This window comes from Streptomyces sp. NPDC051064, assembly GCF_044455985.1.
Taxonomy (GTDB): Bacteria; Actinomycetota; Actinomycetes; order Streptomycetales; family Streptomycetaceae; genus Streptomyces.
Window position 1 is genome coordinate 164,119 of record NZ_JBITFK010000010.1, and the last position, 25,095, is coordinate 189,213.

Annotated in this window: 21 protein-coding genes; 14 read left to right on the forward strand and 7 right to left on the reverse strand. The window is 71.3% G+C overall.

Going from position 1 to position 25,095, the window contains the following annotated elements; genetic code table 11:
• Positions 1-62 precede the first annotated feature (62 nt).
• The 4 genes from ACIBCU_RS31540 (at position 63) to ACIBCU_RS31555 (ending at position 3,713) form a co-directional block, all read left to right on the forward strand.
• Positions 63-1,583 carry a flavin-containing monooxygenase gene (locus ACIBCU_RS31540; RefSeq protein WP_399235591.1) on the forward strand — a complete coding sequence of 507 codons (1,521 nt, stop codon included), beginning with the start codon at positions 63-65 and terminating at the stop codon, positions 1,581-1,583.
• On the forward strand, positions 1,580-2,536 hold the full coding sequence (locus ACIBCU_RS31545) for an alpha/beta fold hydrolase (RefSeq protein ID WP_362927871.1): 957 nt from the start codon (positions 1,580-1,582) through the stop codon (positions 2,534-2,536). The genes ACIBCU_RS31540 and ACIBCU_RS31545 overlap by 4 nt, the downstream gene beginning before the upstream one ends.
• Positions 2,533-3,417: an SDR family oxidoreductase gene (locus ACIBCU_RS31550; protein ID WP_362927870.1), complete on the forward strand. Its 885-nt coding sequence runs from the start codon at positions 2,533-2,535 to the stop codon at positions 3,415-3,417. The genes ACIBCU_RS31545 and ACIBCU_RS31550 overlap by 4 nt, the downstream gene beginning before the upstream one ends.
• Positions 3,418-3,503: 86 nt before the next feature.
• A complete protein-coding gene (locus tag ACIBCU_RS31555; RefSeq protein ID WP_362927869.1) occupies positions 3,504-3,713 on the forward strand; it encodes a hypothetical protein in 210 nt (69 codons plus the stop codon).
• Between the two features lie 235 nt (positions 3,714-3,948).
• Here ACIBCU_RS31555 and ACIBCU_RS31560 read toward each other — a convergent pair whose 3' ends face one another.
• Positions 3,949-7,356: a S41 family peptidase gene (locus ACIBCU_RS31560; RefSeq protein WP_399235594.1), complete on the reverse strand. Its 3,408-nt coding sequence runs from the start codon at positions 7,354-7,356 to the stop codon at positions 3,949-3,951.
• A 178-nt stretch (positions 7,357-7,534) separates the two neighbouring features.
• Between ACIBCU_RS31560 and ACIBCU_RS31565 the strand changes: the two genes are divergently transcribed.
• Together ACIBCU_RS31565 and ACIBCU_RS31570 are read left to right on the forward strand one after the other, a co-directional pair.
• Positions 7,535-8,107, forward strand: a complete 573-nt coding sequence (locus tag ACIBCU_RS31565) for a TetR/AcrR family transcriptional regulator (RefSeq protein WP_362927867.1) — start codon at positions 7,535-7,537, stop codon at positions 8,105-8,107.
• Positions 8,108-8,225: 118 nt separating this feature from the next.
• On the forward strand, positions 8,226-10,442 hold the full coding sequence (locus ACIBCU_RS31570; RefSeq protein ID WP_399235597.1) for an MMPL family transporter: 2,217 nt from the start codon (positions 8,226-8,228) through the stop codon (positions 10,440-10,442).
• Positions 10,443-10,566: 124 nt separating this feature from the next.
• Here ACIBCU_RS31570 and ACIBCU_RS31575 read toward each other — a convergent pair whose 3' ends face one another.
• Positions 10,567-10,926, reverse strand: coding sequence for an SsgA family sporulation/cell division regulator (locus ACIBCU_RS31575; protein ID WP_399235599.1), 360 nt, complete (start codon positions 10,924-10,926; stop codon positions 10,567-10,569).
• 177 nt (positions 10,927-11,103) lie between these two features.
• Here ACIBCU_RS31575 and ACIBCU_RS31580 point away from each other — a divergent pair, with 177 nt between their 5' ends.
• From ACIBCU_RS31580 to ACIBCU_RS31600, 5 genes are all read left to right on the forward strand, one after another.
• Complete coding sequence (locus ACIBCU_RS31580) at positions 11,104-12,162, forward strand: energy-coupling factor ABC transporter permease (RefSeq protein ID WP_399235601.1); 1,059 nt, start codon at positions 11,104-11,106, stop codon at positions 12,160-12,162.
• Position 12,163: 1 nt separating this feature from the next.
• On the forward strand, positions 12,164-12,925 hold the full coding sequence (gene cbiQ, locus ACIBCU_RS31585; RefSeq protein WP_362927863.1) for a cobalt ECF transporter T component CbiQ: 762 nt from the start codon (positions 12,164-12,166) through the stop codon (positions 12,923-12,925).
• Positions 12,922-13,692, forward strand: a complete 771-nt coding sequence (locus tag ACIBCU_RS31590; RefSeq protein ID WP_399235603.1) for an energy-coupling factor ABC transporter ATP-binding protein — start codon at positions 12,922-12,924, stop codon at positions 13,690-13,692. Before cbiQ ends, ACIBCU_RS31590 begins: the two co-directional genes overlap by 4 nt.
• A gap of 77 nt (positions 13,693-13,769) precedes the next feature.
• Positions 13,770-14,930: a serine hydrolase domain-containing protein gene (locus tag ACIBCU_RS31595; RefSeq protein ID WP_399235783.1), complete on the forward strand. Its 1,161-nt coding sequence runs from the start codon at positions 13,770-13,772 to the stop codon at positions 14,928-14,930.
• On the forward strand, positions 14,927-15,721 hold the full coding sequence (locus ACIBCU_RS31600; protein WP_399235606.1) for an SDR family NAD(P)-dependent oxidoreductase: 795 nt from the start codon (positions 14,927-14,929) through the stop codon (positions 15,719-15,721). Before ACIBCU_RS31595 ends, ACIBCU_RS31600 begins: the two co-directional genes overlap by 4 nt.
• Before the next feature lie 17 nt (positions 15,722-15,738).
• Here ACIBCU_RS31600 and ACIBCU_RS31605 read toward each other — a convergent pair whose 3' ends face one another.
• From ACIBCU_RS31605 to ACIBCU_RS31615, 3 genes are all read right to left on the reverse strand, one after another.
• Positions 15,739-16,590, reverse strand: a complete 852-nt coding sequence (locus ACIBCU_RS31605; RefSeq protein ID WP_399235608.1) for an EamA family transporter — start codon at positions 16,588-16,590, stop codon at positions 15,739-15,741.
• Positions 16,587-17,096: a YbaK/EbsC family protein gene (locus tag ACIBCU_RS31610; RefSeq protein WP_399235610.1), complete on the reverse strand. Its 510-nt coding sequence runs from the start codon at positions 17,094-17,096 to the stop codon at positions 16,587-16,589. The genes ACIBCU_RS31605 and ACIBCU_RS31610 overlap by 4 nt, the downstream gene beginning before the upstream one ends.
• 153 nt (positions 17,097-17,249) lie before the next feature.
• The gene (locus ACIBCU_RS31615; RefSeq protein ID WP_399235613.1) at positions 17,250-18,884 is read right to left on the reverse strand and encodes a penicillin-binding transpeptidase domain-containing protein; all 1,635 of its coding nucleotides are present in this window, start codon (positions 18,882-18,884) and stop codon (positions 17,250-17,252) included.
• 336 nt (positions 18,885-19,220) lie between these two features.
• On the opposite strand from ACIBCU_RS31615, the gene ACIBCU_RS31620 reads away from it, so the two are divergent.
• Positions 19,221-20,429, forward strand: coding sequence for an oxygenase MpaB family protein (locus tag ACIBCU_RS31620; protein ID WP_362927857.1), 1,209 nt, complete (start codon positions 19,221-19,223; stop codon positions 20,427-20,429).
• 81 nt (positions 20,430-20,510) lie between these two features.
• On the opposite strand, the gene ACIBCU_RS31625 is transcribed toward ACIBCU_RS31620, so the two are convergent.
• A complete protein-coding gene (locus ACIBCU_RS31625; RefSeq protein ID WP_399235617.1) occupies positions 20,511-21,725 on the reverse strand; it encodes a TetR/AcrR family transcriptional regulator in 1,215 nt (404 codons plus the stop codon).
• Positions 21,726-21,794: 69 nt separating this feature from the next.
• Positions 21,795-23,561, reverse strand: coding sequence for a dolichyl-phosphate-mannose--protein mannosyltransferase (locus ACIBCU_RS31630; protein WP_399235620.1), 1,767 nt, complete (start codon positions 23,559-23,561; stop codon positions 21,795-21,797).
• A gap of 53 nt (positions 23,562-23,614) precedes the next feature.
• Between ACIBCU_RS31630 and rsmI the strand changes: the two genes are divergently transcribed.
• A complete protein-coding gene (gene rsmI, locus ACIBCU_RS31635; RefSeq protein WP_399235622.1) occupies positions 23,615-24,511 on the forward strand; it encodes a 16S rRNA (cytidine(1402)-2'-O)-methyltransferase in 897 nt (298 codons plus the stop codon).
• A gap of 172 nt (positions 24,512-24,683) precedes the next feature.
• On the forward strand, positions 24,684-25,079 hold the full coding sequence (locus tag ACIBCU_RS31640; protein WP_362927853.1) for a hypothetical protein: 396 nt from the start codon (positions 24,684-24,686) through the stop codon (positions 25,077-25,079).
• Positions 25,080-25,095: the final 16 nt, after the last annotated feature.

Below are 25,095 nucleotides of genomic sequence, written 5' to 3' on the forward strand. Positions count from 1 at the left end.
CTCTCCCAACAGCGCCAGTGATTGCTGGCAGAGTTGTGCACGTACCGCGGGGAGGCGGCAGCATGGCCCAGCACGAGCACGTACGAGTGGCGGTGATCGGATCCGGATTCGGGGGCCTCGGAGCCGCGGTCCGGCTCCGCCGCGAAGGCATCACCGACTTCCTGGTCCTCGAACGCGCCGGTGCCGTCGGCGGCACCTGGCGGGACAACAGCTACCCGGGCTGCGCCTGCGACGTCCCGTCCCATCTGTACTCGTTCTCGTTCGCGCCCAACCCCGACTGGCCGCGCACCTTCTCCGGGCAGCGGCACATCCGCGCCTACCTGGATCACGTGGCCGACACCTTCGGGCTGCGCCCCCACATCAGGCTGAACCACGAAGTCACGGTCATGCGCTGGGACAACGACGAGCTGCACTGGGTGATCGAGGCGGCGAACGGCGCCACGATCACGGCCGACGCCGTCGTGTCCGCCACCGGCCCGCTCTCCGACCCGAAGCTGCCGGACATACCGGGGCTCGCCGCATTCCCCGGCAAGGTCTTCCACTCCGCGCAGTGGGACCACGACTACGACCTGAGCGGCAAGCGCGTCGCCGTCGTCGGCACCGGTGCCTCCGCGATCCAGATCGTCCCGGAGATCCAGCCGAAGGCCGGCCGGCTCACCCTCTTCCAGCGGACCCCGCCCTGGGTCATGCCCCGCATGGACCGCGCCATCAGCGGCGCCGAGAAGTGGCTGCACCGGGCGCTGCCCTTCACGGCCACCGCGCGGCGCGGCCTCCTCTGGGGCATCCGGGAGTTGCAGGTGGGCGCCTTCACCAAGCACCCGAACCAGCTCGGGCTGGTCGAGACGATAGCCAGGTCGAACATGGCGCGGGCCATCAAGGACCCCGCGCTGCGGGCCAAGCTGACCCCCTCGTACCGCATCGGGTGCAAGCGCATCCTGCTCTCCAACGCCTACTACCCGGCGCTCGCACAGCCGAATGTGGACGTGGTCGACTCCGGCCTCTCCGAGGTGCGGGGCTCCACGCTGGTCGGGTCGGACGGCACGGAGACCGAGGCCGACGTGATCATCCTCGGCACCGGCTTCCATGTGACGGACATGCCGATCGCGACCCGGGTCGTCGGCGCCGACGGCATCACCCTCGCCGAGTCCTGGAAGGACGAGATGCAGGCGCTGCGGGGTGCGACCGCCGCCGGCTTCCCGAACTGGATGACGATCATCGGCCCCAACACGGGGCTCGGGAACTCCTCGATGATCCTCATGATCGAGTCCCAGCTGAACTACATGGCCGACTTCATGCGCCAGCTGCACGTCCTGGGCGGGCGCGTCGCGCTCGACGCGCGGCCCGCCGCCGTGGGCGCCTGGAACCACCGGGTCCAGGAACGGATGAAGCGGACCGTCTGGAACACCGGCGGCTGTACCAGCTGGTACCTCGACGCCAACGGGCGCAACACCACGGTCTGGCCGGGCACCACGGCCGAATTCCGGCGGGCCACCCGATCGGTCGACCTGGGTGAGTACGACGTCATCCGTCCCCCCGTCATCCACTCCGCGGCGCAGGCCGTGACCGAGGAGGCCGCACGATGAGCAGGCTGACCCAGCGGGCGGAGACCCCGCTCATACCCGTGGCCGCACGCGAACTGAGCGTCGTCTCCGCCGACGGCTCGCGCATCCACGTCGAACTGCACGGACCCGAGGGCGCCCCCGCCGTGGTCCTGGTCCACGGCTGGACCTGCAACACCCGCTTCTGGGACGCCCAGGTGCGGGACCTCGCCGTGGACCACCGGGTCGTCGTCTACGACCAGCGGGGCCATGGGCGTACGCCCGAGCCCGGCCCCGGCGGGTACAGCACGCGGGCGCTGGCCGACGACCTGGAGGCGGTGCTGAAGGCCACGCTCGCCCCGGGGCAGAAGGCCGTGCTCGGCGGACACTCCATGGGCGGGATGACGCTGATGGCGGCGGCCGGACGCGCCGCCGTACGGGAGCACGGGGCGGCCGTGCTGCTGTGCAGCACCGGAAGCTCGCGCCTCACGGCGGAGTCGCTGGTGCTCCCGCTGCGGGCCGGCGCCCTCCGCACCCGTCTGACCGCCGCGGTCCTCGGTGCGCGCGCGCCGCTCGGTCCGGTCAACGCGGTGTCGAAAGCGATCCTCAAGTACGCCACGATGGGGCGTGGTTCTGCCCCGGAACGGGTGGAAGCCTGTGCCAGGATCGTCCACGCGTGTCCTCGCGGGGCACGCGTCGCCTGGGGGCACGTGCTCGCGGAGCTCGACCTCGAGGCGCGTCTACGGGAACTGCGGCTCCCGACCGCGGTGATCGCGGGCACGGAGGACCGGCTTACGCCGTCCGTGCACGCGAGGGCCGTCGAGGCCGCGCTGCCGCAGAGCCTCGGGCTCACCGAACTGGCGGGCATGGGCCACATGACGCCCGTGGAGGCGCCCGAGGCGGTCACGGCGAAGCTACGCGAGCTGGTGGCCTCGTACGTCACTGTGGACGGTGCGGGCAGTACGGCGGAAGCCGTGAGCGAGGAGGAGGTCGCATGAGCGGCAGGCGGAGTCTCGAAGGACAGGTCGTCGTCGTCACGGGTGCGGCGCGGGGCGTGGGTGAGCTGCTGGCCCGCAAGCTGTCGGCGCGTGGCGCCACGCTGGCGCTCGTCGGCCTGGAGCCGGACGAGCTGAAGAAGGTCTCGGAGCGGCTGCACTCCCCGAGCGACCACTGGCACGCGGACGTCACCGACCATGAGGCGATGGGCCGGGTCGCCGACGAGGTCAAGGCGCGCTTCGGGAAGATCGACGTCGTCGTCGCCAACGCGGGCGTCGCCACCGGAGGTCCTTTCGTGGGCTCCGACCCGGAGGCGTGGCGAAGGGTCATCGAGGTGAACCTGATAGGCGGCGCGGTGACGGCGCGGGCGTTCCTGCCGGTGCTCATCGAGAGCCGTGGCTACTTCCTCCAGATAGCGTCGCTGGCGGCCATCACCCCGGCGCCGATGATGAGCGCGTACTGCGCGTCCAAGTCGGGCGTGGAGGCGTTCGCGCACTGCCTGCGCGGCGAGGTCGGCTACCGGGGCGTGAAGGTCGGGGTCGGCTACCTGTCCTGGACCGACACGGACATGGTCCGCGGCGCCGACGAGGACGACGTCATGCGGGAGTTGAGGCAGCGGCTGCCGTGGCCGACGAACCGCACGTACCCCCTCGGCCCGGCGGTCGACCGCATCGTGGCCGGGATCGAACGGCGCTCCGCGCATGTGTACGCCCAGTGGTGGCTGCGGGGGATGCAGTCGGTCCGGGGGTACCTCCCGGCGGTGATCGGGACCGTCGGACAGCGCGAGATGAAGCGCTTCGGGTCCCGGCTGGACGGTGTCAGCAAGGGGCTCGTGGGGGCGGGCGGCGAGGCCGACCGGAAGGCGCGAGTGCAGCGCGGATGATCGAAATGCGGTGAATGTCCGGGTGTGTAAGTCTGATCGAGGCCCCACCGGGGCCGACCCCACGCACCCACATAGGAGTGAACAGCATGGGCATCGCAGACCAGTTCAAGGACAAGGCGCAGGAGCTCGCCGACCAGGCCAAGCAGCAGAAGGCGGGCGGCAAGCGGGACGAGGCGCGTGAGCGCTCCTCGGGCCGCCAGGACCGTGCCTCGGAGCAGGCGCAGGGCCGTCGGCCCGGCGCCCGGGACCGGGCGCAGGACGCGGCGGACCAGACGCGTGAGCGTTCTGAGCGCTGACGGCCGACGCGTCTAGCGTCTGTGGTCTGTTGGGGCGTACCCGGGTGCCGGGTACGCCCCTTCCGCGTGTGCGGTGCGTGCGGGCGAGCGCGGTGCTGGTTTTCGTGGCTCTGTCCCGGACCCCGCTCCTCAAGCGCAAGAGGGGCTGGATAGGGGCTCGGCAGGGGCTGGGTGCGGCCTGGCGGGGCGGATTATGGCGCAACTGGGGTGGAAAGTGGCCGGGAGCGCCCCGGGGTCACCTCGGGGGGAGTGGGGGCCTGCGTAGGTTCGGGGCCGTGTCGTAGGTGGGGGGCGTGGATGCCGGGTGGGCGGCCAGGAGGTCCAGGGCGACCCTCACCGCGTCGTCCAGCACCGCGTGGCGGCCCTCCGCCCAGTCCAGCGGGGTGCGCAGGGCCTCCAGGTCGGGCTCGACGCCGTAGTTCTCGACGGACCAGCCGTACGTGTCGAACCAGGCCGCGTTCATCGGCACCGTGATCACAGTCCCGTCGCCGAGCTTGTGCCGGCCGGTCATCCCGACCACGCCGCCCCAGGTGCGCTGGCCCACCACGGGCCCCATATTCAGCAGCCGGAACGCAGCCGTGATCATGTCCCCGTCGGAGGAGGTGGCCTCGTCGGCGAGGGCGACGACAGGCCCCCGGGGCGCGTTGGACGCGTACGAGACCGCCTGGGCGTTGCGGGTCAGGTCCCAGCCGAGGATGGTGCGGGTGAGCTTCTCGACGACCAGCTCGCTGATGTGGCCGCCCGCGTTGCCCCGTACGTCCACGATCAGCGCCGGGCGCGACACCTCGAGCCGCAGATCGCGGTTGAACTGGGCCCAGCCGGAGCCGCCCATGTCGGGGATGTGCAGATACCCGCACTTGCCGTGGCTCAACTCCCGTACGACCTCACGGCGTTTGGCCACCCAGTCCTGGTAGCGCAGCGGACGCTCGTCGACCAGGGGGACGATCGCGACACGACGCGACCGGCCGCCGCACTCGCCCCCGGCCGGGCGGAACGTCAGCTCCACCGTGGTGCCGCCCGCAGCCGTCAGCAGCGGGTACGGCCCCGCCACCGGGTCGACCGGCCGGCCGTCGACATGGGTGAGTACGGCGCCCTCCCGGACCCCCGTACCGGCCAGCGGTGAGCGGGCCTTGGAGTCGGAGGAGTCGCCGGGCAGGACCCGCTGCACCGTCCAGTCGCCGTCCCGGCACACGAGGTTGGCGCCCAGCAGCCCGATCGCGCGCTGGTAGTGCGGGGGCCCCTCGTTGCGGCGGGCCGGCGAGACGTACGCGTGGGAGGTGCCCAGCTCGCCCAGGACCTCGCGCAGCAGGTCGGCGAACTCGTCGGGGGAGGCGACCCGTTCGACCAGCGGGCGGTACTGCTCCAGTACGCCCTCCCAGTCGATGCCGCACATGTCCGGTTCCCAGAAGTAGGACCGGATGATGCGCCCCGCCTCCCCGTACGCCTGGCGCCATTCGGCCGCCGGGTCGACGTCGTGCAGGATGCGGCGCAGGTCGAGGAAGACCGTCGTGTCGTTGTCGCCGGGTTCGTTGGACGGCACGGCGCGCAGCTCGCCGTCGTCCATGACGACCAGCCGCGTCCCGTCCCCGCTGACCGCGAACCAGTCGAGGTGGCCGACCAGTTCGGTCTTGCGGGCCTTGGCGATGTTGAAGTGCTCCAGCGTGGGCCGGCCCGACATGTCCGCCGGGTTCGCGAAGGTCTCGCCCAGCGCGCCGGAGATCGGCCAGCGCAGCCAGACGAGGCCGCCGCCGCTGACCGGCTGGAGCCCCGAGTACTTCGACGCCGAGACGGGGAACGGGGTCACCCTGTTCTCCAGCCCCTCGAACTCCACCATGACCGTCGACCCCTCGACCGTGCCCTCGGGGATGTCCACCGGGTCCAGGCCGCCCGCCGCGGGCCTGCCGTCCGGGAGCAGGGCGAAGGGGGAGGGAGTGGCCGAGGTGAGGGGGACCAGATACGGGCGGCAGCCCAGCGGGAAGGAGAGGTCGCCGGTGTGGACGTCGTACACCGGGTCGAATCCGCGCCAGGAGAGGAAGGCGAGATAGCGGCCGTCGCCCGTGAAGACGGGGTTCTCGTCCTCGAAGCGGCCGTTGGTGACATCGACTATCACCGGGGCGTCCGGGCCGGTGATCCGGGCGAGCTTGATCTGCCGCAGCGACCGTCCGACACCGGGGTGCGACCAGGTCAGCCAGTGTCCGTCAGGGGAGAACGCCAGATCGCGAACGGGGCCGTTCACGGACCGGATGAGCTCGGTGACCCCCGCCCCGGAGCCCCCCGCCCTGGTGTCCGCGGCTCCGGTGTCCCCGGCTTTGGCCTCCACGATGCTGCCTTCGACGCGCCCGCTCTCGAGGTCCTCGATGACCTCGACGACTTCGACGACCCCGGCCTCCGCCTCCTCCGCCGTGTCCAGCAGCAGCAGCCGGCCGTCGTTCGACGCGATGGCCAGCCGTTCGCCCTCCGGGTCGGAGATCAGCTCGTGGACCCTGCCCAGCCGCCCGGCGGCCAGCCGGCGGGGCGGGCGGTCGCCGCTGGCCCGGGGGAGGTAGGCGATCTCGACCGCGTCCTCCCCCTCCGCGTCCGTGACGTACGCGACCTGGCCGCTGCTGCCGAGCATCTCCGGCAGCCGGACCCTCACCCCCGGGGTGTCGGCGATCGTACGGGCGGGGCCGTCACGGTGGGTGAGCCAGTACAGGCTGCCGCGCACGGAGACGGCACTGGCCCGGCCCGTCTCGTCGACGGACAGCGAGTCGACATGGCTGGACGCCGGCACCTGGTACGTACGCCGGCCCGTGCGGGGGCCTCCGAGCCGCACCTCCAGCTTCCTGGGGACCGCGTCCGGCGACTCCAGATCCTCGACCAGCCACAGATCACCGGCGCACTGGTAGACGACCCTGCTGCCGTCGCTGGAGGCGTGCCGGGCGTAGAACGCGTCGTGGTCCGTGTGCCGGCGCAGGTCGCTGCCGTCCATCAGGCAGGAGTACAGATTGCCGACGCCCTCGTGGTCGGAGAGGAAGGCGATCCGGCGCCCCACGAACATCGGCGCGTCCAGGTGCCCGCCGATGTCCGGCAACAGCCGCTCGCCGTGGAGCCAGAGCCGGCCGGTGGCACCACCCCGGTACCGCTTCCAGGCCGCCGGCTCGTGCGGCGGCTTCCCGGTGAGCAGGAGGGTGCGGCGCTCGCCGTCGATGTCGGCGACCGCGATGTCGGAGACGGGCCCCCAGGGGAGCTTGCCGCCGGGGCTGCCGTCGGTGGGGACGCTGTACGCCCATGAGAAGTACGAGAACGGCTGATTGTGCGAGGACACGGCGAGGATCTGGGACGAGTCCCCCGGATCGGGGCTCCAGCCGCAGACCCGGGCGTCGGTCGACCCCCAGTAGGTGAGTCTGCGGGCGGGCCCGCCGTCGACGGGGGCGAGGTGGATCTCCGGATCGAGCGTGCGCCAGGTCGTGTAGGCGATACGGCCCCCGTCGGGCGAGAAGCGCGGATGACTGACCCTGGTCCGGTCGACAGTCAGCCGCCACGCCCGGCCGGGCCGCTGCCCATGCGGGGCGAGAGGGGCGACCCAGAGGTCGTCCTCCGCCGCGAAGCAGAGCAAGTCCTTGTGGAGGTGCGGAAAACGGAGATACGCGACGTCGTCACTCACCCTCCAATGCTTTCGGTGTGACGGGCCCGCGGCAACTTGTGGTGCAGGACACAAGCGAAACTGTTTCGTTTCGCTTGAGGAGAGGAGTACGGTCAAGGTGTACGAAACAGTTTCGTTCCGTTAGTTGATCTTCGGCTGACGTACGATCCAGCGGACGCGAGGAAGAGGAGGTCGACCCATGGCACGCAGCCGGCTCACGCCCGAACGCGAGAGCGAGCTGTACTCCGCCGTGCTCGACCTGCTCGGCGAGGTCGGCTACGAAGCCCTGACCATGGACGCCGTTGCCGCCCGCACCCATTCCAGCAAGGCCACCCTCTACCGCCAGTGGGGGAGCAAGCCCGAGCTGGTCGTCAAGGCACTCCGGAACGACAAGCCGGTGCACCTCGCCGATGTCGACACCGGTTCGCTCCGCGGTGACTTCCTCGCCGTGATGGGGCAGACCGACGACTGCAAGATGGAGAAGAACTCCGCACTGCTGCGGGGTCTGAGCCATGCCATCCACAACAACCCCGATCTGTTCCAGGCGCTGCGCGAGCTGCTGATCGAGCCGGAGATCACCGGCCTCGGGGCGATGCTCCAGCGAGCCGTGGACAGAGGGGAAGTGCGTGCGGACCATCCGGCGCTTCCCTTTGTACCGCACATGATGATCGGCGCCTTCGCCGCTCGTGAGCTGGTCGAGGAACGGCCTGTCGATCAGGCATTCCTCACCGACTACGCGGAAGCCGTGGTGTTCCCCGCCCTCGGCGTCTGACGTCCCCTTTTCCCGTACGACCTGTCTCCCCGACGCTCCACCTGACACGCCGCTCTCGTCGTCGGGCTGGTTCCTCACGCCCTCTTCCACTCAACGACCTGACCGGGAGTACCCCTCCGTGGCTACATTCCTGTACAAACTGGGACGGCTCGCCTTCCGGCGCCGCCGTTACGTCGCCCTCATCTGGGTGGCTCTGCTGGCGCTGGCCGGATTCGGGGCCACCTCCGCGGCCACCGCCACCTCCAGCTCCTTCTCGATCCCCGGCACGGAGGCCCAGCGGGCCTTCGACCTGCTGGAGGAACGTTTTCCCGGAGGGAGCGCCGACGGCGCGACCGCCCGGGTCGTCTTCAAGGCACCCGAGAACGAGAAGGTCACCACGGCGGCCAACAAGGCCGAGATCCAGGGGATCGTCGGCGAGCTGAAGTCCGGCTCGGAACAGATCGCCTCGGTCGCCGACCCGTACACGGCGAACGCCGTCAGCAAGGACGGTTCGACCGCGTACATCTCCGTCTCCTACAAGGTCAGCTCCATGGAGCTCACCGACGGGACGCGTGAGGCGCTGGAGGACGCGGGTCACGACGCGCAGAGCAGCGGCATGCAGGTCGAGATCGGCGGTGACGCGCTCCAGGTGATGCCGGAGACGGGTGCCACCGAGATCATCGGCGTCGCCATCGCCGCCGTGGTCCTGGTCATCACCTTCGGCTCGCTGATCGCTGCCGGGCTGCCGCTGCTGACCGCCCTCATCGGGGTGGGCATCGGGGTCTCCTCGATCACCGCGCTGGCCAACGTCCTGGACCTGGGTTCCACCACTTCGACCCTCGCGATGATGATCGGCCTCGCGGTCGGCATCGACTACGCGCTCTTCATCGTCTCCCGCTACCGCGCCGAACTGGCCGAGGGCCGGGAGCGTGAGGAAGCGGCCGGGCGGGCCGTCGGAACGGCCGGGTCCGCGGTGGTCTTCGCGGGCCTCACCGTGGTCATCGCTCTGGTCGGCCTCGCCGTCGTGAACATTCCGATGCTGTCCAAGATGGGCTTCGCCGCCGCGGGCACCGTCGCCATCGCCGTCCTCATCGCGCTGACCCTCGTGCCGGCGATGCTGGGCTTCGCGGGCAAGCGGGTCATGGGGCGCAGGGCGCGCAAGGCCGCCGAGGCGGAGAACAAGCCCGAGGCGAAGCCGAACATGGGCACCCGCTGGGCACGGTTCGTGCTGCGCAGGCCGGTGTGGGTCCTGCTGGCCGGCGTCATCGGCCTCGGCGCCATCGCCGTACCGGCCGCCTCGCTGGAGATGGGTCTGCCGGACGACGGCGCCCAGCCGAAGTCGACCACGCAGCGCCAGGCGTACGACATGCTCTCCGACGGCTTCGGTCCCGGGTTCAACGGTCCGCTGATGGTCGTCGTCGACACCAGGAACAGCTCCGACGGCAAGGCCGCGGTGAACAGGGTCTCCGACGAGATCGAAGGCTCCGGCGGCGTCGCCGCCGTCACCCCGGCCACTTTCAACAAGGCCGGCGACACCGCGACCATCACGGTCATTCCCAAGGACCGGCCGAGCTCCGTCGAGACGGAGAACGTGGTCCACGCCATCCGTGACGCGGGTGAGACCGTCAAGAGCGACACCGGTGCCGAGGTGCTGGTCACCGGCGCCACGGCCATGAACATCGACTTCTCGCAGAAGATGAACGACGCGCTGCTGCCCTACCTGGCGCTCGTCGTCGGCCTGGCGTTCCTGCTGCTGATGGTGGTCTTCCGCTCGGTCCTCGTTCCGCTGAAGGCGGCCCTCGGCTTCCTGCTCTCGGTGGTCGCGGCTCTCGGTGCCGTCGTCGCCGTCTTCCAGTGGGGCTGGCTCGGCTCGCTCTTCGGGGTCGAGCAGACGGGTCCGATCATGAGCATGATGCCGATCTTCATGGTCGGTGTGGTCTTCGGCCTCGCGATGGACTACGAGGTCTTCCTGGTCACCCGGATGCGTGAGGCGTACGTCCACGGGGAGTCGCCCGGACAGGCGATCGTCACCGGCTTCAAGCACGGGGCCCGGGTGGTCACGGCAGCCGCCGTGATCATGATGGCCGTCTTCGCCGGCTTCATCGGCTCCTCGGAGCAGATGATCAAGATGATCGGCTTCTCGCTCGCCATCGCCGTCTTCTTCGACGCCTTCGTCGTGCGGATGGCCATCGTGCCGGCGGTGCTCGCCCTGCTCGGCAAGCGTGCCTGGTGGCTGCCGCGCTGGCTGGACCGTGCGCTGCCCAACGTGGACGTCGAGGGCGAGGGTCTGCGCAAGGACCTCTCCGACGGCGGCCCGGCCGAGGGCGGCGGGGAGCGGGAGCTGGTCCGCGTCTGACACACCGAGACCCCGGGGCGCGCGTCCGAGCGGAGCGCGGCCCCGGAGCGCCGGTTACCTGTGGGGACGGGGGGCCGGGGCGATGATGAGCCCCCGTGCACGCGGCACGGGGGCTCATCCCTGCTCAGGCGGGGGTGGTGGCGGCCGGCGGGCGCTTCGCCGTCTGTGCGCGGGTCCGCGACAGGAAGCGGATGACGGGGGCGATGTCGAACTGGAAGACGGCGACACCGTCCGGCGAGTGCAGTTCCAGGATCAACTGGGCCCGGCCGCACGGCCATATCCGTATGTCGCCGCGGGTGACGGGGGAGCGCAGCCCGCGTTCCAGCAGGTCGAGGCCGAAGGTCCAGTCGGCGCCGCCGGGGAGCCGGACGTGGACGGTCTTCGGCTCCTCCGGGTCGTAGCGCAGTTCGACGGGGACCCGCCGGGGGTCCGGGCCGTCGGTGATGAGCCGGGCTCGGGCGTGTTCTTGGATCACGAGGGACATGGCCGGCTCCTCCTGTGTGAAAATCTCTCCCCCTAATGTCCCATATATTCCCATTTGGGCATATTGAGGGTTGGCATAGTTGTCATCCCTGCGCTCTTGCGAACTATTTGCAACAGGGCTCTATCATGGAGCGTTTCCCGACCCCGCCAGCAGTAACGCCCGAAGCGGAGCCACTCCATGCATGTACCCGACGGTTTCATCAACGCACCCGTCTCCGCCGTCGCAGGTGTCGTCGCCGCAGGCGCGGTCGCCGTGGGTCTCCGCGGCGCCCGGCGTGAGCTGGACGAGAGGACGGCGCCGCTGGCAGGGCTCGTGGCCGCGTTCATCTTCGCCGTGCAGATGCTGAACTTCCCGGTCGCGGCCGGCACCAGCGGACACCTCCTGGGCGGGGCCCTTGCGGCGATCCTGGTCGGCCCCTACACCGGGCTGCTCTGCATAGCGGTCGTCCTGCTGATGCAGGGCATCCTCTTCGCCGACGGCGGCCTCACCGCGCTCGGCGTGAACATCACGGTGATGGGGGTCGTCACCACCGTCGTCGCCTACGCACTCTTCCGCGGACTGACCCGTGTGCTGCCCCGCACCCGCCGCTCGACGACCGCTGCCGCCTTCGTGGCCGCGCTCGTCTCCGTGCCGGCCGCCGCCGTCGCGTTCACCCTCATATACGCGATCGGCGGCACCACCGACGTACCCATCGGCAAGGTGCTCACCGCGATGGTCGGCGTCCATGTCCTGATCGGCATCGGGGAGGCGGCGATCACCGCGCTGACCGTCGGTGCCGTGATCGCTGTGCGTCCCGACCTGGTGCACGGGGCGCGCGGACTCGCCGCCCCGCTCAAGCTCCGTGTCGACGGCGAACTCGTCGACGCACCGGCCGCACCGGCCTCCTCGCCCCCACCCGCCGCCGCCCGCTCCACGCGCAGGGTCTGGGCCGCCGGCCTGGCCGCCGCGCTCGTCCTCGCGGGCTTCGTCTCCTTCTACGCCTCCGCCGACCCCGACGGCCTGGAGAAGGTCGCCGCCGACAAGGGCATCGACGAGAAGGTCCAGGAACACGACGCGGCGGGCTCCCCGCTCGCCGACTACGGCGTCAAGGAGATCAGCGACGCCCGCGTCTCCGGCGGCCTCGCCGGAGTGATCGGCGTCGGCGTCACCGTCGCCGTCGGCAGCGGCGTCTTCCGGGCCGTGCGCCGGCGCCGTACGCCGGAGGCCACCGAGTCCCGCACCACCGAGTCCGTCTGACATGGGCACAGGTCACGCGCACAAGCTCTACCGGCACGGGCACTCACCGGTCCACGCCCTGCCGCCGCACTGCAAGCTCGCCGCCGTCCTCTGTTTCGTCGTGGTCGTCGTCTCCACCCCGCGCGAGGCCGTCTGGGCCTTCGGCCTGTACGCCGTGCTGCTCGCCGCCGTCGTCGCGGTGGCCCGGATCCCCGCCGGGTTCCTGCTGAAGCGGCTGGTCATCGAGGTGCCGTTCGTGGCGTTCGCGCTGCTCATGCCGTTCGTCGTGCCGGGGGAGCAGACCGAGCTGCTCGGCGTCTCCGTCAGCGTCCCCGGCCTCTGGGGCGCCTGGAACGTCCTCGCGAAGGGCACCCTCGGCGTGGCCGCCTCGGTGATCCTCGCCTCGACCACCGAGCTGCGCTCCCTGCTGCTCGGCCTCCAGCGGCTCCGGCTGCCGCCGCTGCTCGTCCAGATCGCGTCCTTCATGATCCGGTACGGCGACGTCATCACCGACGAGCTGCGCCGGATGTCGATCGCACGGCGCTCCCGGGGCTTCGAGGCGAGCGGGGTGCGGCACTGGAGTGTCCTCGCCAAGACGGCGGGCGCCCTCTTCATCCGGTCCTACGAGCGGGGCGAGCGCGTCCACCTCGCGATGGTCAGCCGCGGCTACACCGGCACCATGCCGGTGATCGACGAGGTGACCGCCTCCCGCACCCAGTGGGCGCACGCCGCGGCACTCCCCGTGCTCGCCCTCGTCGTATGTCTGCTGGGATGGACCGTATGAGCCTGCCCACCGCCCCCGCCCCGTCCCTCGAGGTCAGCGGCCTCGCCTACGCCTACCCCGACGGCCACCAGGCCCTCTTCGGCGTCGATCTGACCGTGGCCCGCGGTGAACGCGTGGCACTGCTCGGCCCCAACGGCGCGGGCAAGACCACCCTCGTCCTCCACCTCAACGGCATTCTCGACGCGGGCGCCGGCACCGTCCGGGTCGCCGGGCTGCCGGTGGAGAAGCGGCACCTCGCCGAGATCCGCCGCCGTGTCGGCATCGTCTTCCAGGACCCCGACGACCAGCTCTTCATGCCGACCGTCCGCGAGGACGTCGCCTTCGGGCCCGCGGCGGCCGGACTGCGCGGCCCCGAGCTGGAGGAGCGGGTCATGACCGCGCTCAAGCAGGTCGGCATGGTGGAGTACGCCGCGCGGCCCCCGCACCACCTCTCCTTCGGCCAGCGCCGCCGGGTCGCCGTCGCCACCGTCCTCGCCATGGAGCCGGAGATCCTCGTCCTGGACGAGCCCTCCTCGAACCTGGACCCGGCCTCCCGGCGTGAACTCGCCGACATCCTGCGCTCCCTGGACGTCACCGTGCTGATGGTCACCCACGACCTGCCGTACGCCCTCGAACTCTGCCCGCGCGCCGTCATCCTCAGCGACGGGGTGATCGCCGCCGACGACCGCACGCACGACCTCCTGTGCGACGAAGGCCTCATGCGCAGGCACCGGCTGGAGCTGCCCTTCGGCTTCGACCCGCGTTCCGTGTCCGTACCGCGTTCGTGAACAGGTGGTGACCCGCCACCCGTTCCACCTGCGGCGCGATGCACCATGGGGGGATGAGCGGGAGCGCGGTAGCAGGTGTGGACGTACGGGGCACGGTGGCGCCGGGATTCGAGGCGGTACGGGACGCTTTCGTCCGTAACTTCGAACAGCGCGGCGAACGGGGGGCGGCCGTCGCCCTCTACCGGCACGGCCGCAAGGTCGTGGACCTGTGGGCCGGTACGAGAGACGTCGACGGCACCGAACCCTGGGCCGTGGACACCGTCCAGATCGTCCGCTCCGCCGGGAAGGGTGTCGCCGCCGCCGTGCCGCTGCTGCTGCACCAGCGCGGACAGGTGGACCTCGACGCCCCCGTCGGTACGTACTGGCCGGAGTTCAAGGCGAACGGCAAGGAGCGCGTCCTCGTACGCCACATCCTGGCCCACCGGGCCGGGCTGGCCGCCCTCGACCGGGCGCTGACGCCCCGGGAGGCGGCGGACGGCACCACCGGAGCCGCGGCCGTCGCCGCCCAGCGGCCCCAGTGGGTGCCCGGCACCGACCACGGGTACCACGCCCAGACCTACAGCTGGCTCGTCGGCGAACTGGTGCGCAGGGTCACCGGGCGGACCATCGGCCGCTGGGTCGCGGAGGAGATCGCGCGCCCGCTCGGCCTGGACTTCTGGTTCGGGCTCCCGGCCGACGAGGCGCACCGCATCGGGCGGATCGGTCCCGTCGAGCCCCCGCCGGCCGAGGGCAGCGGTGCACTGCGCATGCGCCCCAAGCGCTCCGTCGTCGACGCCTACGCCGATCCGGCCTCGTTGACCCGCCGCGCCTTCGGAGCGATCGACCCCTTCCCCGACGAGAACGCCCCGGACTACCGCGCGGCGGAACTCCCCGCTTCCAACGGCGTCGCCACCGCGCGCGGGCTCGCCCGCTGCTACGCCGCGATGATCGGCCAGGTCGACGGGGAGCGGCTGTTCGCCCCCGCCACCCTCACCCTGGCCCGCACCGAGGAGTCCGCGGGGCCGGACCGTGTGCTGGTCGTCAGCACCCGCTTCGGCCTCGGCTACATGCTGCACGGTCCGGCGGCACCGCTGCTCGGCCCGGGGTCGTTCGGGCACCCCGGCCGCGGCGGTTCGCTGGGCTTCGCCGACCCCGAAACGGGCATAGCGCTCGGCTATGTGACGAACGGTCTGCAGAAGGGAGTTACCGCCGATCCCCGTGCCCAGGCCCTGGTCCGGGCAGTACGGTCGGCGCTATGACTCCTCGCCTCGACGGATACGCCGCCCTCCTCACAGGCGCGGGGCAGGGCATCGGGGCGGCCACCGCCCGCCGGCTCGCCTCCGAGGGGGCGGCCGTCCTCGTCACCGACCTGGACGCCGGACGTGCCGAGCGCACGGCCGCCGGGATACGCGGGACGGGCGGCACCGCCGAAGCCCTGGCCTGCGACGTGGGCGACCGGGCGGCGGTCGAGGCGGCCGTGGCCCACGCGGTCGCCGTCCACGGGAGGCTCGACGTCCTGGTCAACAACGCCTACGCCGACCATGTGGACGCCCCGCTCTTCGAGGACGAGGCGGACGAACCCTGGGCCCGCAGCCTCGACATCACGCTCGGCGGCCCCTACCGCTGCTCCCGCGCCGCGCTGCCGCACCTGGTGGCCTCCGGCCGGGGCTCCGTCGTCAACATCGGCTCGGTCAACGGCGAACAGGACTTCGGCGGCCACGCCTACAGCGCCGCGAAAGCGGGGCTGGCCAGCCTGACCCGGACGCTCGCCGGCCACGCCGGACCCCGCGGCGTCCGCGTCAACCTCGTCGCGCCCGGCACGATCCGTACGGACGCCTGGGCGGGCCGCGAGGCCGAGCTGGAGCGCGCCGCCGCGCTCTACCCGCTCGGGCGGGTCGGCGAACCGGACGACATCGCGGCCGCCGTCGCCTTCCTCGCCTCGCGGGACGCGGCCTGGATCACCGGCACCACGCTGCGGGTCGACGGCGGCCTGCTCGCCGTCAACACGGCCTTCCGCGCGGCGATGAACGGGGACCGGGAGACCCGGTAGCCGGGTCCCCGGCCCGCTCAACTCGTGTGCAGCATCAGGCCGATGCCGACCACCATCAGCCCGGCCGCAGCGATCCGCGGAGCCCCGAACCGCTCCTTGAAGAACAGGGTCCCTATCGCGGCGCCCACGATGATCGAGGACTCGCGGAGGGCGGCGATCGGAGCGAGCGCCGCCTTCGTCTGCGCCCAGAGGACGAGACCGTAGGCGGCGACCGACAGGGCCGCGCCCAGCAGTCCCCGCGCGGCGAACGGGGTGAGCTGGGGGACCAGTTCACCCCGGCGGCGCCAGAACGCGTAGGCGGGGATGGCGATCCCCTCCAGGATCATCAGCCAGGCGATGTAGCCGATCGGTGTTCCCGAGGCGCGCACCCCCACACCGTCGACCGTCGTGTAGCCGGCGATGGCCAGACCCGTCGCGAGGGCCGCCAGGATCGCCGGCCGGTGGGGGCGCTTGCCGGAGCCCCGGATGCCCCACAGCGCCAGCCCGACGAGCCCCGCCGAGGCCACGGCGACACCCGCCGTCGCCCAGCCGTCCGGGCGCTCCCCGACGAACACGGCGGCCAGGACCGTCACGACGAGGGGGGCCGTGCCCCGGGCGATCGGATACATCTGGCCGAAGTCGCCCAGGGTGAACGAGCGCATCAGCAGCAGCATGTACGCCACGTGCAGACCCGCGGAGACGAGCAGGTACGGCCAGGCGCCGGCGGCCGGGAGCGGGGCGAAGCAGGCCAGCACGAGCCCGATCAGCGCGCCTCCGCCGGAGATCAGGGTGAAGGACACCAGCTGGTCACGTATGGCATGGGCGATGGCGTTCCAGCTGGCGTGCATGATCGCGGCGGCCAGGACGGCCACCGCCACCAGAGGGGTCACGCGGTTCGCTCGCGGACGTCCACGAGAGTGCCGCCCGAGAGTTCGACCACGCTCCCGGGATCGAGCGGGAAGACCGTGTGCGGGGTGCCCGCGGCCGCCCAGACCGTCGTGTGGTCCAGCAGGCCCCGGTCGGCCAGCACCCGGGTCTTCGTACGGTGCCCGAAGGGCGGGACCCCGCCGATCGCGTACCCGGTGGTCTCCCGGACCAGATCGGCTCCGGCCCGCTTGACCTTTCCGGCGCCGAGCTCGGCCCTCACGCGCTCGACGTCCACCCGGGACGAGCCGTCCATCAGGACCAGGACGGGCACACCGTCCGCCTCGAAGATCAGGGACTTGACGATCTGACTGAGCTCGCAGCCGATCGCCGCGGCGGCCTCGACCGCGGTGCGCGTGGCGTCGGGGAAGCGGCGTACCTCGACGTCGAGGCCCAGCTCCCGCAGTGCTTCGGCGAACCGGGGGTGGGCATCGGACGAGGTCGTGGAGGGGGTGGTCCCGGGAGTGCTCATATCCGCACGTTACTGAACGGTCGTGGTGGCGGACCACAGCGTTTCCCCCGGCTGTGCCGATCCTCACCCGTGCCGGACACGCGGCCGGAAAGTCTGGCAGCAGGCCGGGCCGGAGGCGTGACCCCGCCTCCGGCCCGGCCGTCCGGACGTCCGCTACGAACCCGCGCGCAGCACCGCCGCCACCACCGGGCCGGCCGCGTCGCCGCCGTGGCCGCCGGACTGGACGACCGCCGCTGCCGCGAGGTCGTTGCTGAAGCCGGTGAACCAGCTGTTGGACGTGCCTTGCCCGTCGACCTCGGCGGAGCCCGTCTTGGCGCCCTTGTCGCCGCCGACGGAGGCCATGGCCGCCTTGCCGGTGCCCCAGGATGCGGTGGCCCGCATCATGTCGTTCAGCTGCCCGGTGACGTTCTGCGAGAGCGAACGGGACGCGGTGGCGAGCTGGCGGTCGTCCAGGGACTGCGGGACGATCACGGGCTGGTGGAACGTTCCTGTGCGGGCGGTCGCCGTGATGGACGCGATGTTGAGCGCGTTCATCTGGACGGTGCCCTGGCCTATGTACTGCGCCGCCGCCTCGCCGCCGGTCTCCTCGGGCACGCTGCCGTCGTAGGAGACCACGCCGGTCTGCCAGTTCAGGCCGATTCCGAAGACGTCCCGGGCCTCCTTGGCGAGTGCGGCGTCGTCCTTGGTGTCGTCGATCAGTTTGATGAAAGCGGTGTTGCACGAGCGGGCGAAGCTGGTGGTGAAGCTGCTGGAGGCGGGAAGCTCGAAGTTCTTCAGGTTGTGGAACGTACGTCCCTGCCAGGTCGCTTTCTTCGGGCACTCCGTCGCCCCGCCCGCCGTGACCAGGCCCTTCTCCAGGAGCATCGCCGCAGTCATGATCTTCAGCGTGGAGCCGGGCGCCTGCTTGCCCTGCATCGCCGCGTTGAAGCCGGTCGCCGGGTTGTTGGCGACGGCGCGGATGGAGCCCGTGGACGGCTTCACGGCGACCACCGACGCCCCGCTGAACTGCGTGACCGCCTTCTCCGCCGCCGCCTGGGCGCCCGCGTCGAGCGTCGTCTGCAGTCTGCCGGGCCTCCCCTTGGCGAGCGTCAGCAGCGTGGTGTCCGGAAGCTGCTCGTCGGCAGGGTCGATCCAGGTCTCGATCCCCGGTGAACCGCCCGCCTTGTCGCCGTACTTCTCACGCAGGGTGTCCAGGATCGGCCCCAGCGACGGGTACGTCTCCTTGTCGAGCACCTTGCCGTTGTGGTCGACGGCCTCGATCGCCGCCGAGGAGGACTCGCCGGTCTTCAGCGACGCCCCCTCGGTCAGCTGCGGATGGATCACCGCGGGCTGCCAGTCGACGAGCGCCTTGCCGGTGGTCAGGCCGCGCACCACGGTCAGCTCGGAGGAGTACGACCAGGGCTTGGTCTTCCCGTCGTAGGAGACGGTCGCCTTGACCGTGTACGGCACCTTCGTGCCGACCGCGGCGCCCGGCGTGATCACCGCCTTCGTGACGTGGGCCCCGTCGGCGTAACCGGCCAGCAGCGGCTCGGCGACGGACTCGTTGTTCGTGAGCAGGGCGGCGGCCGACGCGTCACCCGACGCCCACGCCTCGAGGAAGTCCTTGGCGGTCTCCTCGATCTCCTCCTTGCCCGGCGGCCCCGTCTTCACCTCGGAGGACTCGGAGGTGTTCCCCAGACCCCCGGACTCGCTCCCTCCGAGCACCACCTCGTACACGCCGTAGCCGAGCCCTCCGGCCACCAGCACGAACACTCCGCCGACCACGGCGACCTTCGCTCCACTGCGCATCTGTGCAGTCCCCCTCCCCAGGAGCTCTTCTTGAACACGTTCAAGAAGAGCGTTCCCTCGGAACTTTACGGGACGGGAGTGAGCCCTGAGGGGGTTGTTACCGGACCGGGATGCGTCCCGGAGGCCTCGCCCCGGCGCCCTGACCTCGGTGTGGACGCGCGTCGCCGAGGTCCGGTCGCACGGTGTCGGTCACGACCATTGCCCACGGTGGAGCCCCTCGCTATGTTAATCGGGAATCACAATACTCGGCATGATCCGGAACGTGGTGGCAGTGCAACTCGCAAGCCAGAAAAGGTGCATAGCGCCGTCTGGCCCAGCTGGGAAGTGGGTAAGTGAATGCACGATCTCAACAGGCGAAGCATCCTGTCCCTCGGTGCCGCGCTCGGCCTCGTGGGTGTGGCGGCCCCCGCCAAGGCATGGGCGTGGGCGTCGGCGGACTCGGTGGCCGGAACCGGCTCGGGAGCCGATCCGGAGTACGTCTGGGACAGCGCGACGGACCCTCTCATGGTGTCGCTGCTCGAGAACGGCCAGATCCCTTCGGTCAACACCGCGATGGAGAAGTGGGTGAACAACGGTGACCCGCTGCCCAGCGGCCTGCCGGCCGCCCTCACCACGCACCTGCGGACCTTCAACAAGCTGCCCGCCTGGGCCGACACCGCGAAGCTGACCCGTGCCGCCGACTTCAACCGCCGCAAGGACACCTACCTGTTCATGCTCTACGGTCTCGGCAGCGGGATCATGAGCACCGTGATCCCGCGGGAGGCCAGAAGTGTCTACTGGTCCTTCGGCGGCGCCGACATGAAGGACCGCGCGGCCAAGACGTTCACCTTCGGCTACGACCTGTCCCAGCTGCACGCCTTCGAGCCGACCGGGCAGTTCATCGTCACCGCCAACAAGACACGGCTGGTGCACGGAGCGGTGCGTCACCTGCTGCCGCAGTCGCCGCACTGGAAGAACGGCGCCGACCAGACCATCCCGATCAGCGTCGCCGACATCCTGGTCACCTTCCACAGCCTGGGCACCTACGTGCACAGGAAGATGCGCGACTGGAAGATCCCGATGTCGGCCGCGGACGAGGAGGCGTTCCTGCACTCCTGGCAGGTCGCCACCTACCTGCTCGGGGTGCCGACCGAGTACATCCCGAAGACCTGGGCGGCCGCGGAAGCGCAGTCCGCGCAGGTGCTCACCCCGATCCTCGCCCCGACGCCCGAGGGCCTCGACCTGGCCGAGGTGCTGCTCGGCCTGACCGCGGAGATCGATCTCGGTGTCACGCGCGGCTTCCTGAACGAGTTCGTGCGCTACGCCCTGAGCAACGAGGTCGGCGACTGGCTGAAACTGCCGCGCGACTACGCGGCAGCGGCCCTGGTCCGCACCGCGTGGCCGGCCTTCATCCTGTTCCGTGAGGGGCTGTCGCCCGTCATGCCCGGCGCCTTCTACATGTTCGACCAGTTCCTGCGCGCCCTGGCCATGCTGTTCCTCAACAAGGGCGAGTCCGGGACGACCACCCCGATCACGATCCCGACCGGGAACAGGCCGACGAGCTGAACCGCCCCCGGCCCCACAGGTCTTCACCCCTCGGCGGCAGCGCCGAGGGGTGGGCGCCCCCGGGCGCCCACCGAGGTCCCCTCAGACGCCCAGGGCACCCAGGACCAGGGCGGTCACGGCGTCACGGCGGTCCTGACCGTCCCGCCACCGCAGCGCGCGCCCGGCCTCGACCGCAACCCCGAACCCCGCGTGCACCAGCACCCGGGCCTGGCGCGGGTCCAGCTCCGGACGGGCCAGCAGCAGCTGCTGCTCCCAGACGGCGATGTGTTCACGCTGTGCGAGGACCAAGGACCGCCGCAGTTCGTCCGGCAGGCCGACGAGCTCGGCCTCGGCGACGCTGTTGAGCGCGGTGTACTCGAAGCTGTAGGCCACGTACGTCGCCGCCAGCGCGGCTACGGCGTCGTGCGGGCCGGCCACCCCGTGAAGGCTCTGCTCCACACCCTGGGCCAGAAGTCCCGCCGCCTGGAGGCACGCCGCCGCCAGGATGCCGACCTTGCCGTCGTAGTGACGGTAGAGCGCCGACGGCGCCAGCCCCACCACCTCCGCGATCTGCCCGTTCGTGACGCTGGCGAACCCGTCCCGTGCGAACAGCGGGACGGCGGCCGCGAGAATCTCCGCGCGCCGCGTGCGCGGCACCGTCCGGGCGGGCAGTTCGACGGGGCGTGCGCCGCTCCTCCGGGCCTCCGCGGTGTCGGTCGCGGTCGCGGCGACACGCAGGGCGGACGCCGACAGCAGGTCCTCGGCCCGGCGTTGAGCGATCGAGGTGTGATGCATCGTGATGGACGCGATCGCACCGAGGGCCGCCATGGCCCGCAGGCGCCCGCCGGGCAGTGGGTACGCGCGCCGCACGGCCTCGTCGACCCGTCCGACGACGTGCCCGAACTTCGCCATGAGGCGCCGGCGGTCCTCGGCCTCGAGGTACCTGGCCTCCCACCGGTACACGCCGCCGGACGCGCGATGGGCGACAGTGACGCGGGTGACGGCGTGGACGACCTCCGCCAAGGGGGCCCCGGACGGCACCTCGTCGAGCGCGGCGACGAGCCGCCCCGCCGTGACGTCGGCGCACTCGGCGAACAGCGCGTACTTGTTCGGGAAGTGCCGGTACAGGGCCGCCGCGGTGATACCCACGCCGGCCGCGATCTTCTCCATGGACGCCGCGTGGTACCCGTGTTCGCTGAAGACCCGGCCGGCCGCCTCGACGATGAGCTGCTTGCGGTTGCGGGGCCGGGTGGCCGCGGCCGGATCGGTCACGGCCGGACCGGCGCAAGCGGAGACGGGGCCATGCGGAGGAGTCAATCACACGTGCACACGAGGACCGGGCTCCGTCGGCGCCGTACCGCAGGACCCCGGTCCGCAACGGCCCCGCTACACCCAGGTGTCCAGCCACATCCGGTCGCGCCAGGAGTGGTCCGGGATCGACGTGCCCGTGTAGATCGGCCAGAAATAGATGAAGTTCCAGACGATCAGCAGCACCAGGACGCCCGCCGCGATCGCGCCCAGCGTGCGTCTGCGCTCACCCGTGGGATCGGCGGTGTCCATGCCGAGACGGTGCTTGGTACCCGTGCCGGCCGCGGGGCCCAGGAGGGCGCCGATCATCATCGTGACCGCCAGGCACAGGAACGGCACGAACACGACCGCGTAGAAGAGGAAGATCGTCCGCTCCTGGTAGAAGAACCAGGGCACCCAGCCCGCCGCGACCCCGCACGCGATCGCTCCGGCCCGCCAGTCGCGGCGGAAGGCCCAGCGCCACAGCACGTACAGCAGGGCCACGCACGCCGCCCACCAGAGCAGCGGGGTACCGAGCGCCAGGACCTCGCGGGCGCACTTGCCGCTGCTGGACTCCAGGCAGCCCGTCTTCTCCTCGTAGAAGTACGAGACGGGGCGGCCCAGCACGATCCAGCTCCACGGATTGGACTGGTAGGTGTGGCCGGAGGTCAGGCCGACGTGGAACTCGTAGACCTGGTTCTCGTAGTGCCAGAGGCTGCGCAGCCAGTCCGGCAGCCACGTCCAGCGGCCGCCCTTGCCCTCGGTGGCCGCCCAGTTGCGGTAGTACCCCTTGTCCGTGACGATCCAGCCCGTCCACGAGACGAGGTACGTGCCGATCGCGACCGGCACCGTGGAGACGAACGCGGGCAGCAGGTCCCTGAGGACCACGGCACGGTACGGCTGCACGGCGCCCGCCGTGCGCCGTGCGCCGACGTCCCAGAGCACCGCCATCACACCGAACGCGGCCAGGATGTAGAGCCCGTTCCACTTCGTGGCGAAGGCCAGACCGAGCATCAGGCCGGCCGCGATCCGCCAAGGACGCCACCCGAGGCGGAGCGTCTCGGCGATGTGGGCGTCCGGACGCAGGACTCCCTCCTCGTCGACCGGGAGCGCCGCGGCCAGTCTGCGGCGGGACCGGTCGCGGTCGAGGAGGAAGCAGCCGAAGGCCGCCAGCACGAAGAACATCAGCACCAGGTCGAGCAGCGCGGTGCGGCTCATCACGAAGTGCAGCCCGTCCACGGCCAGCAGGGTGCCCGCCAGGCAGCCCAGGAACGTCGAGCGGAACAGCCGGCGGCCGATGCGGCACAGCATCAGGACCGAGAGGGTGCCGAGCAGCGCCACCATGAAGCGCCAGCCGAACGGGGTGAACCCGAACAGCTGCTCGCCGAACCCGATGATCCACTTGCCGACCGGCGGATGGACGACGTAACCCGGGTCCACCGGAATGTCCACCGAGGACGGGTCCCTGAGGATCAGCTTGTCGACGTCCTTGGGCCAGGAGCCCTCGTACCCCTGGTTGACCAGGGCCCAGGCGTCCTTGGCGTAGTACGTCTCGTCGAATATCACCGCCTTCGGGCTGCCCAGGTTCCAGAACCGCAGCACCCCGGCGACCAGGGCGACCAGCAGCGGCCCGCCCCAGGCGGACCAGCGCACCAGGTGGCCGGCGAGGGCCGGCGGCACGGCGAGCACCTTCCAGAACTGGCGGCCGGGGCGGGCGTAGGGCGGATCGAGGCGCTCGCGCAGCCCCGTCTCCGGCCGTGGGGAATGGCCGAAGCGGCGCAGCCGCTGTTGCCAGGAAGGCGGCTGGTCGCCGGTGTGATCCCCGGCGTCGTTGCCCTGCTGGGCTTCGGGCGCAGTACTCGTCACCGCGCCATCGTAGGGAACGCATCTGTGCGAGCGGTGCCGCCCGGGCTGGGAGGATGGCCGATGTGACTGGAACGACTGGAACGCTCGTACTCGCAGGGACCCCCATCGGCGACGTGGCGGACGCCCCGCCACGGCTCGCCGCCGAGCTGGAGACGGCCGATGTCGTGGCCGCCGAGGACACCCGCCGGCTGCGCCGGCTCACCCAGGCGCTCGGCATCCGCACGACGGGGCGTGTCGTGTCCTACTTCGAGGGCAACGAGTCGGCGCGTACGCCCGAACTCGTCGAGGCCCTGGTCGGCGGCGCGCGTGTCCTGCTGGTCACGGATGCCGGGATGCCGTCCGTCTCCGACCCCGGCTACCGGCTCGTCGCCGCCGCCGTGGAGCAGGACATCAAGGTCACCGCCGTACCGGGCCCGTCGGCCGTGCTGACCGCGCTCGCGCTGTCCGGGCTGCCCGTGGACCGCTTCTGCTTCGAGGGCTTCCTGCCGCGCAAGGCCGGCGAGCGGCTGGGGAAGCTGCGCGAGGTCGCGGACGAGCGCCGCACGATGGTCTTCTTCGAGGCCCCGCACCGGCTGGACGACACCCTGGCCGCGATGGCCGAGGCGTTCGGGGCGGACCGCAGGGCCGCCGTGTGCCGGGAGCTGACCAAGACGTACGAGGAAGTGAAGCGCGGCCCGCTGGGCGAGCTGGCGGTCTGGGCCGCGGAGGGCGTGCGCGGCGAGATCACCGTCGTGGTCGAGGGTGCGACGGACTCCGGGGACGAGGGACCGGACGCCGGCGAGCTGGTGCGCAGGGTGCAGGTGCGCGAGGAGGCGGGGGAGCGGCGCAAGGAGGCCATCGCCGCGGTCGCCGCCGAGGCGGGGCTGCCCAAGCGCGAGGTGTTCGATGCGGTGGTCGCGGCAAAGAACGCGGCTCGGACCGGCCAGGAGCAGGGCAAAGGACTAACCTGAAATGTAAAGCCTGAGCCGCGTACCGGGCCGTTCGGCCACGAATAGGCCAAAAGCGTTCCAACACTCGGCAGACCTGGTGCATCGCCGTCGGCGAAGGCGTCCACTTGAGGGTGGAACGCACCATCCGGAGTGCTTGTCCGGAGTGCTTGTCCAGCGGACAAGAGGAGCAGGCATGAGTGAGATCGCAGCAGGCACCGTGCACGAGGCGTACGCCTTCGCGTGCATGAGGTGCGGGCACGGCTGGGAACAGGCCTACGAGATAGAGCACCACGTCGACGGCTCGGGCAACGCGTTCGTGGTGTACAAGGCGGACGGGATGCGCGTGCCGTCGCCGCTGTCCACCCCGACCTGCGCGAACTGCGGCGGCCACGTGGTGCGGATCATGCGCGCCGGCCGGGTCTCCACCGTCCAGCAGCTGCTCAGGCCCCGGGAAGTGGCACGTCCCCTGATGGCGGGCGGGGACGAGGTCCCTGAGGAGATGTCCGTGGCCACCGCCGTCCCGGCGGCCGGCTCCGGATCGCACCACTGGCAGCTGTCCGATCTGCTCCGCCCCTTCCACCGGCGGTGAGAGAGGGTTCATGCCC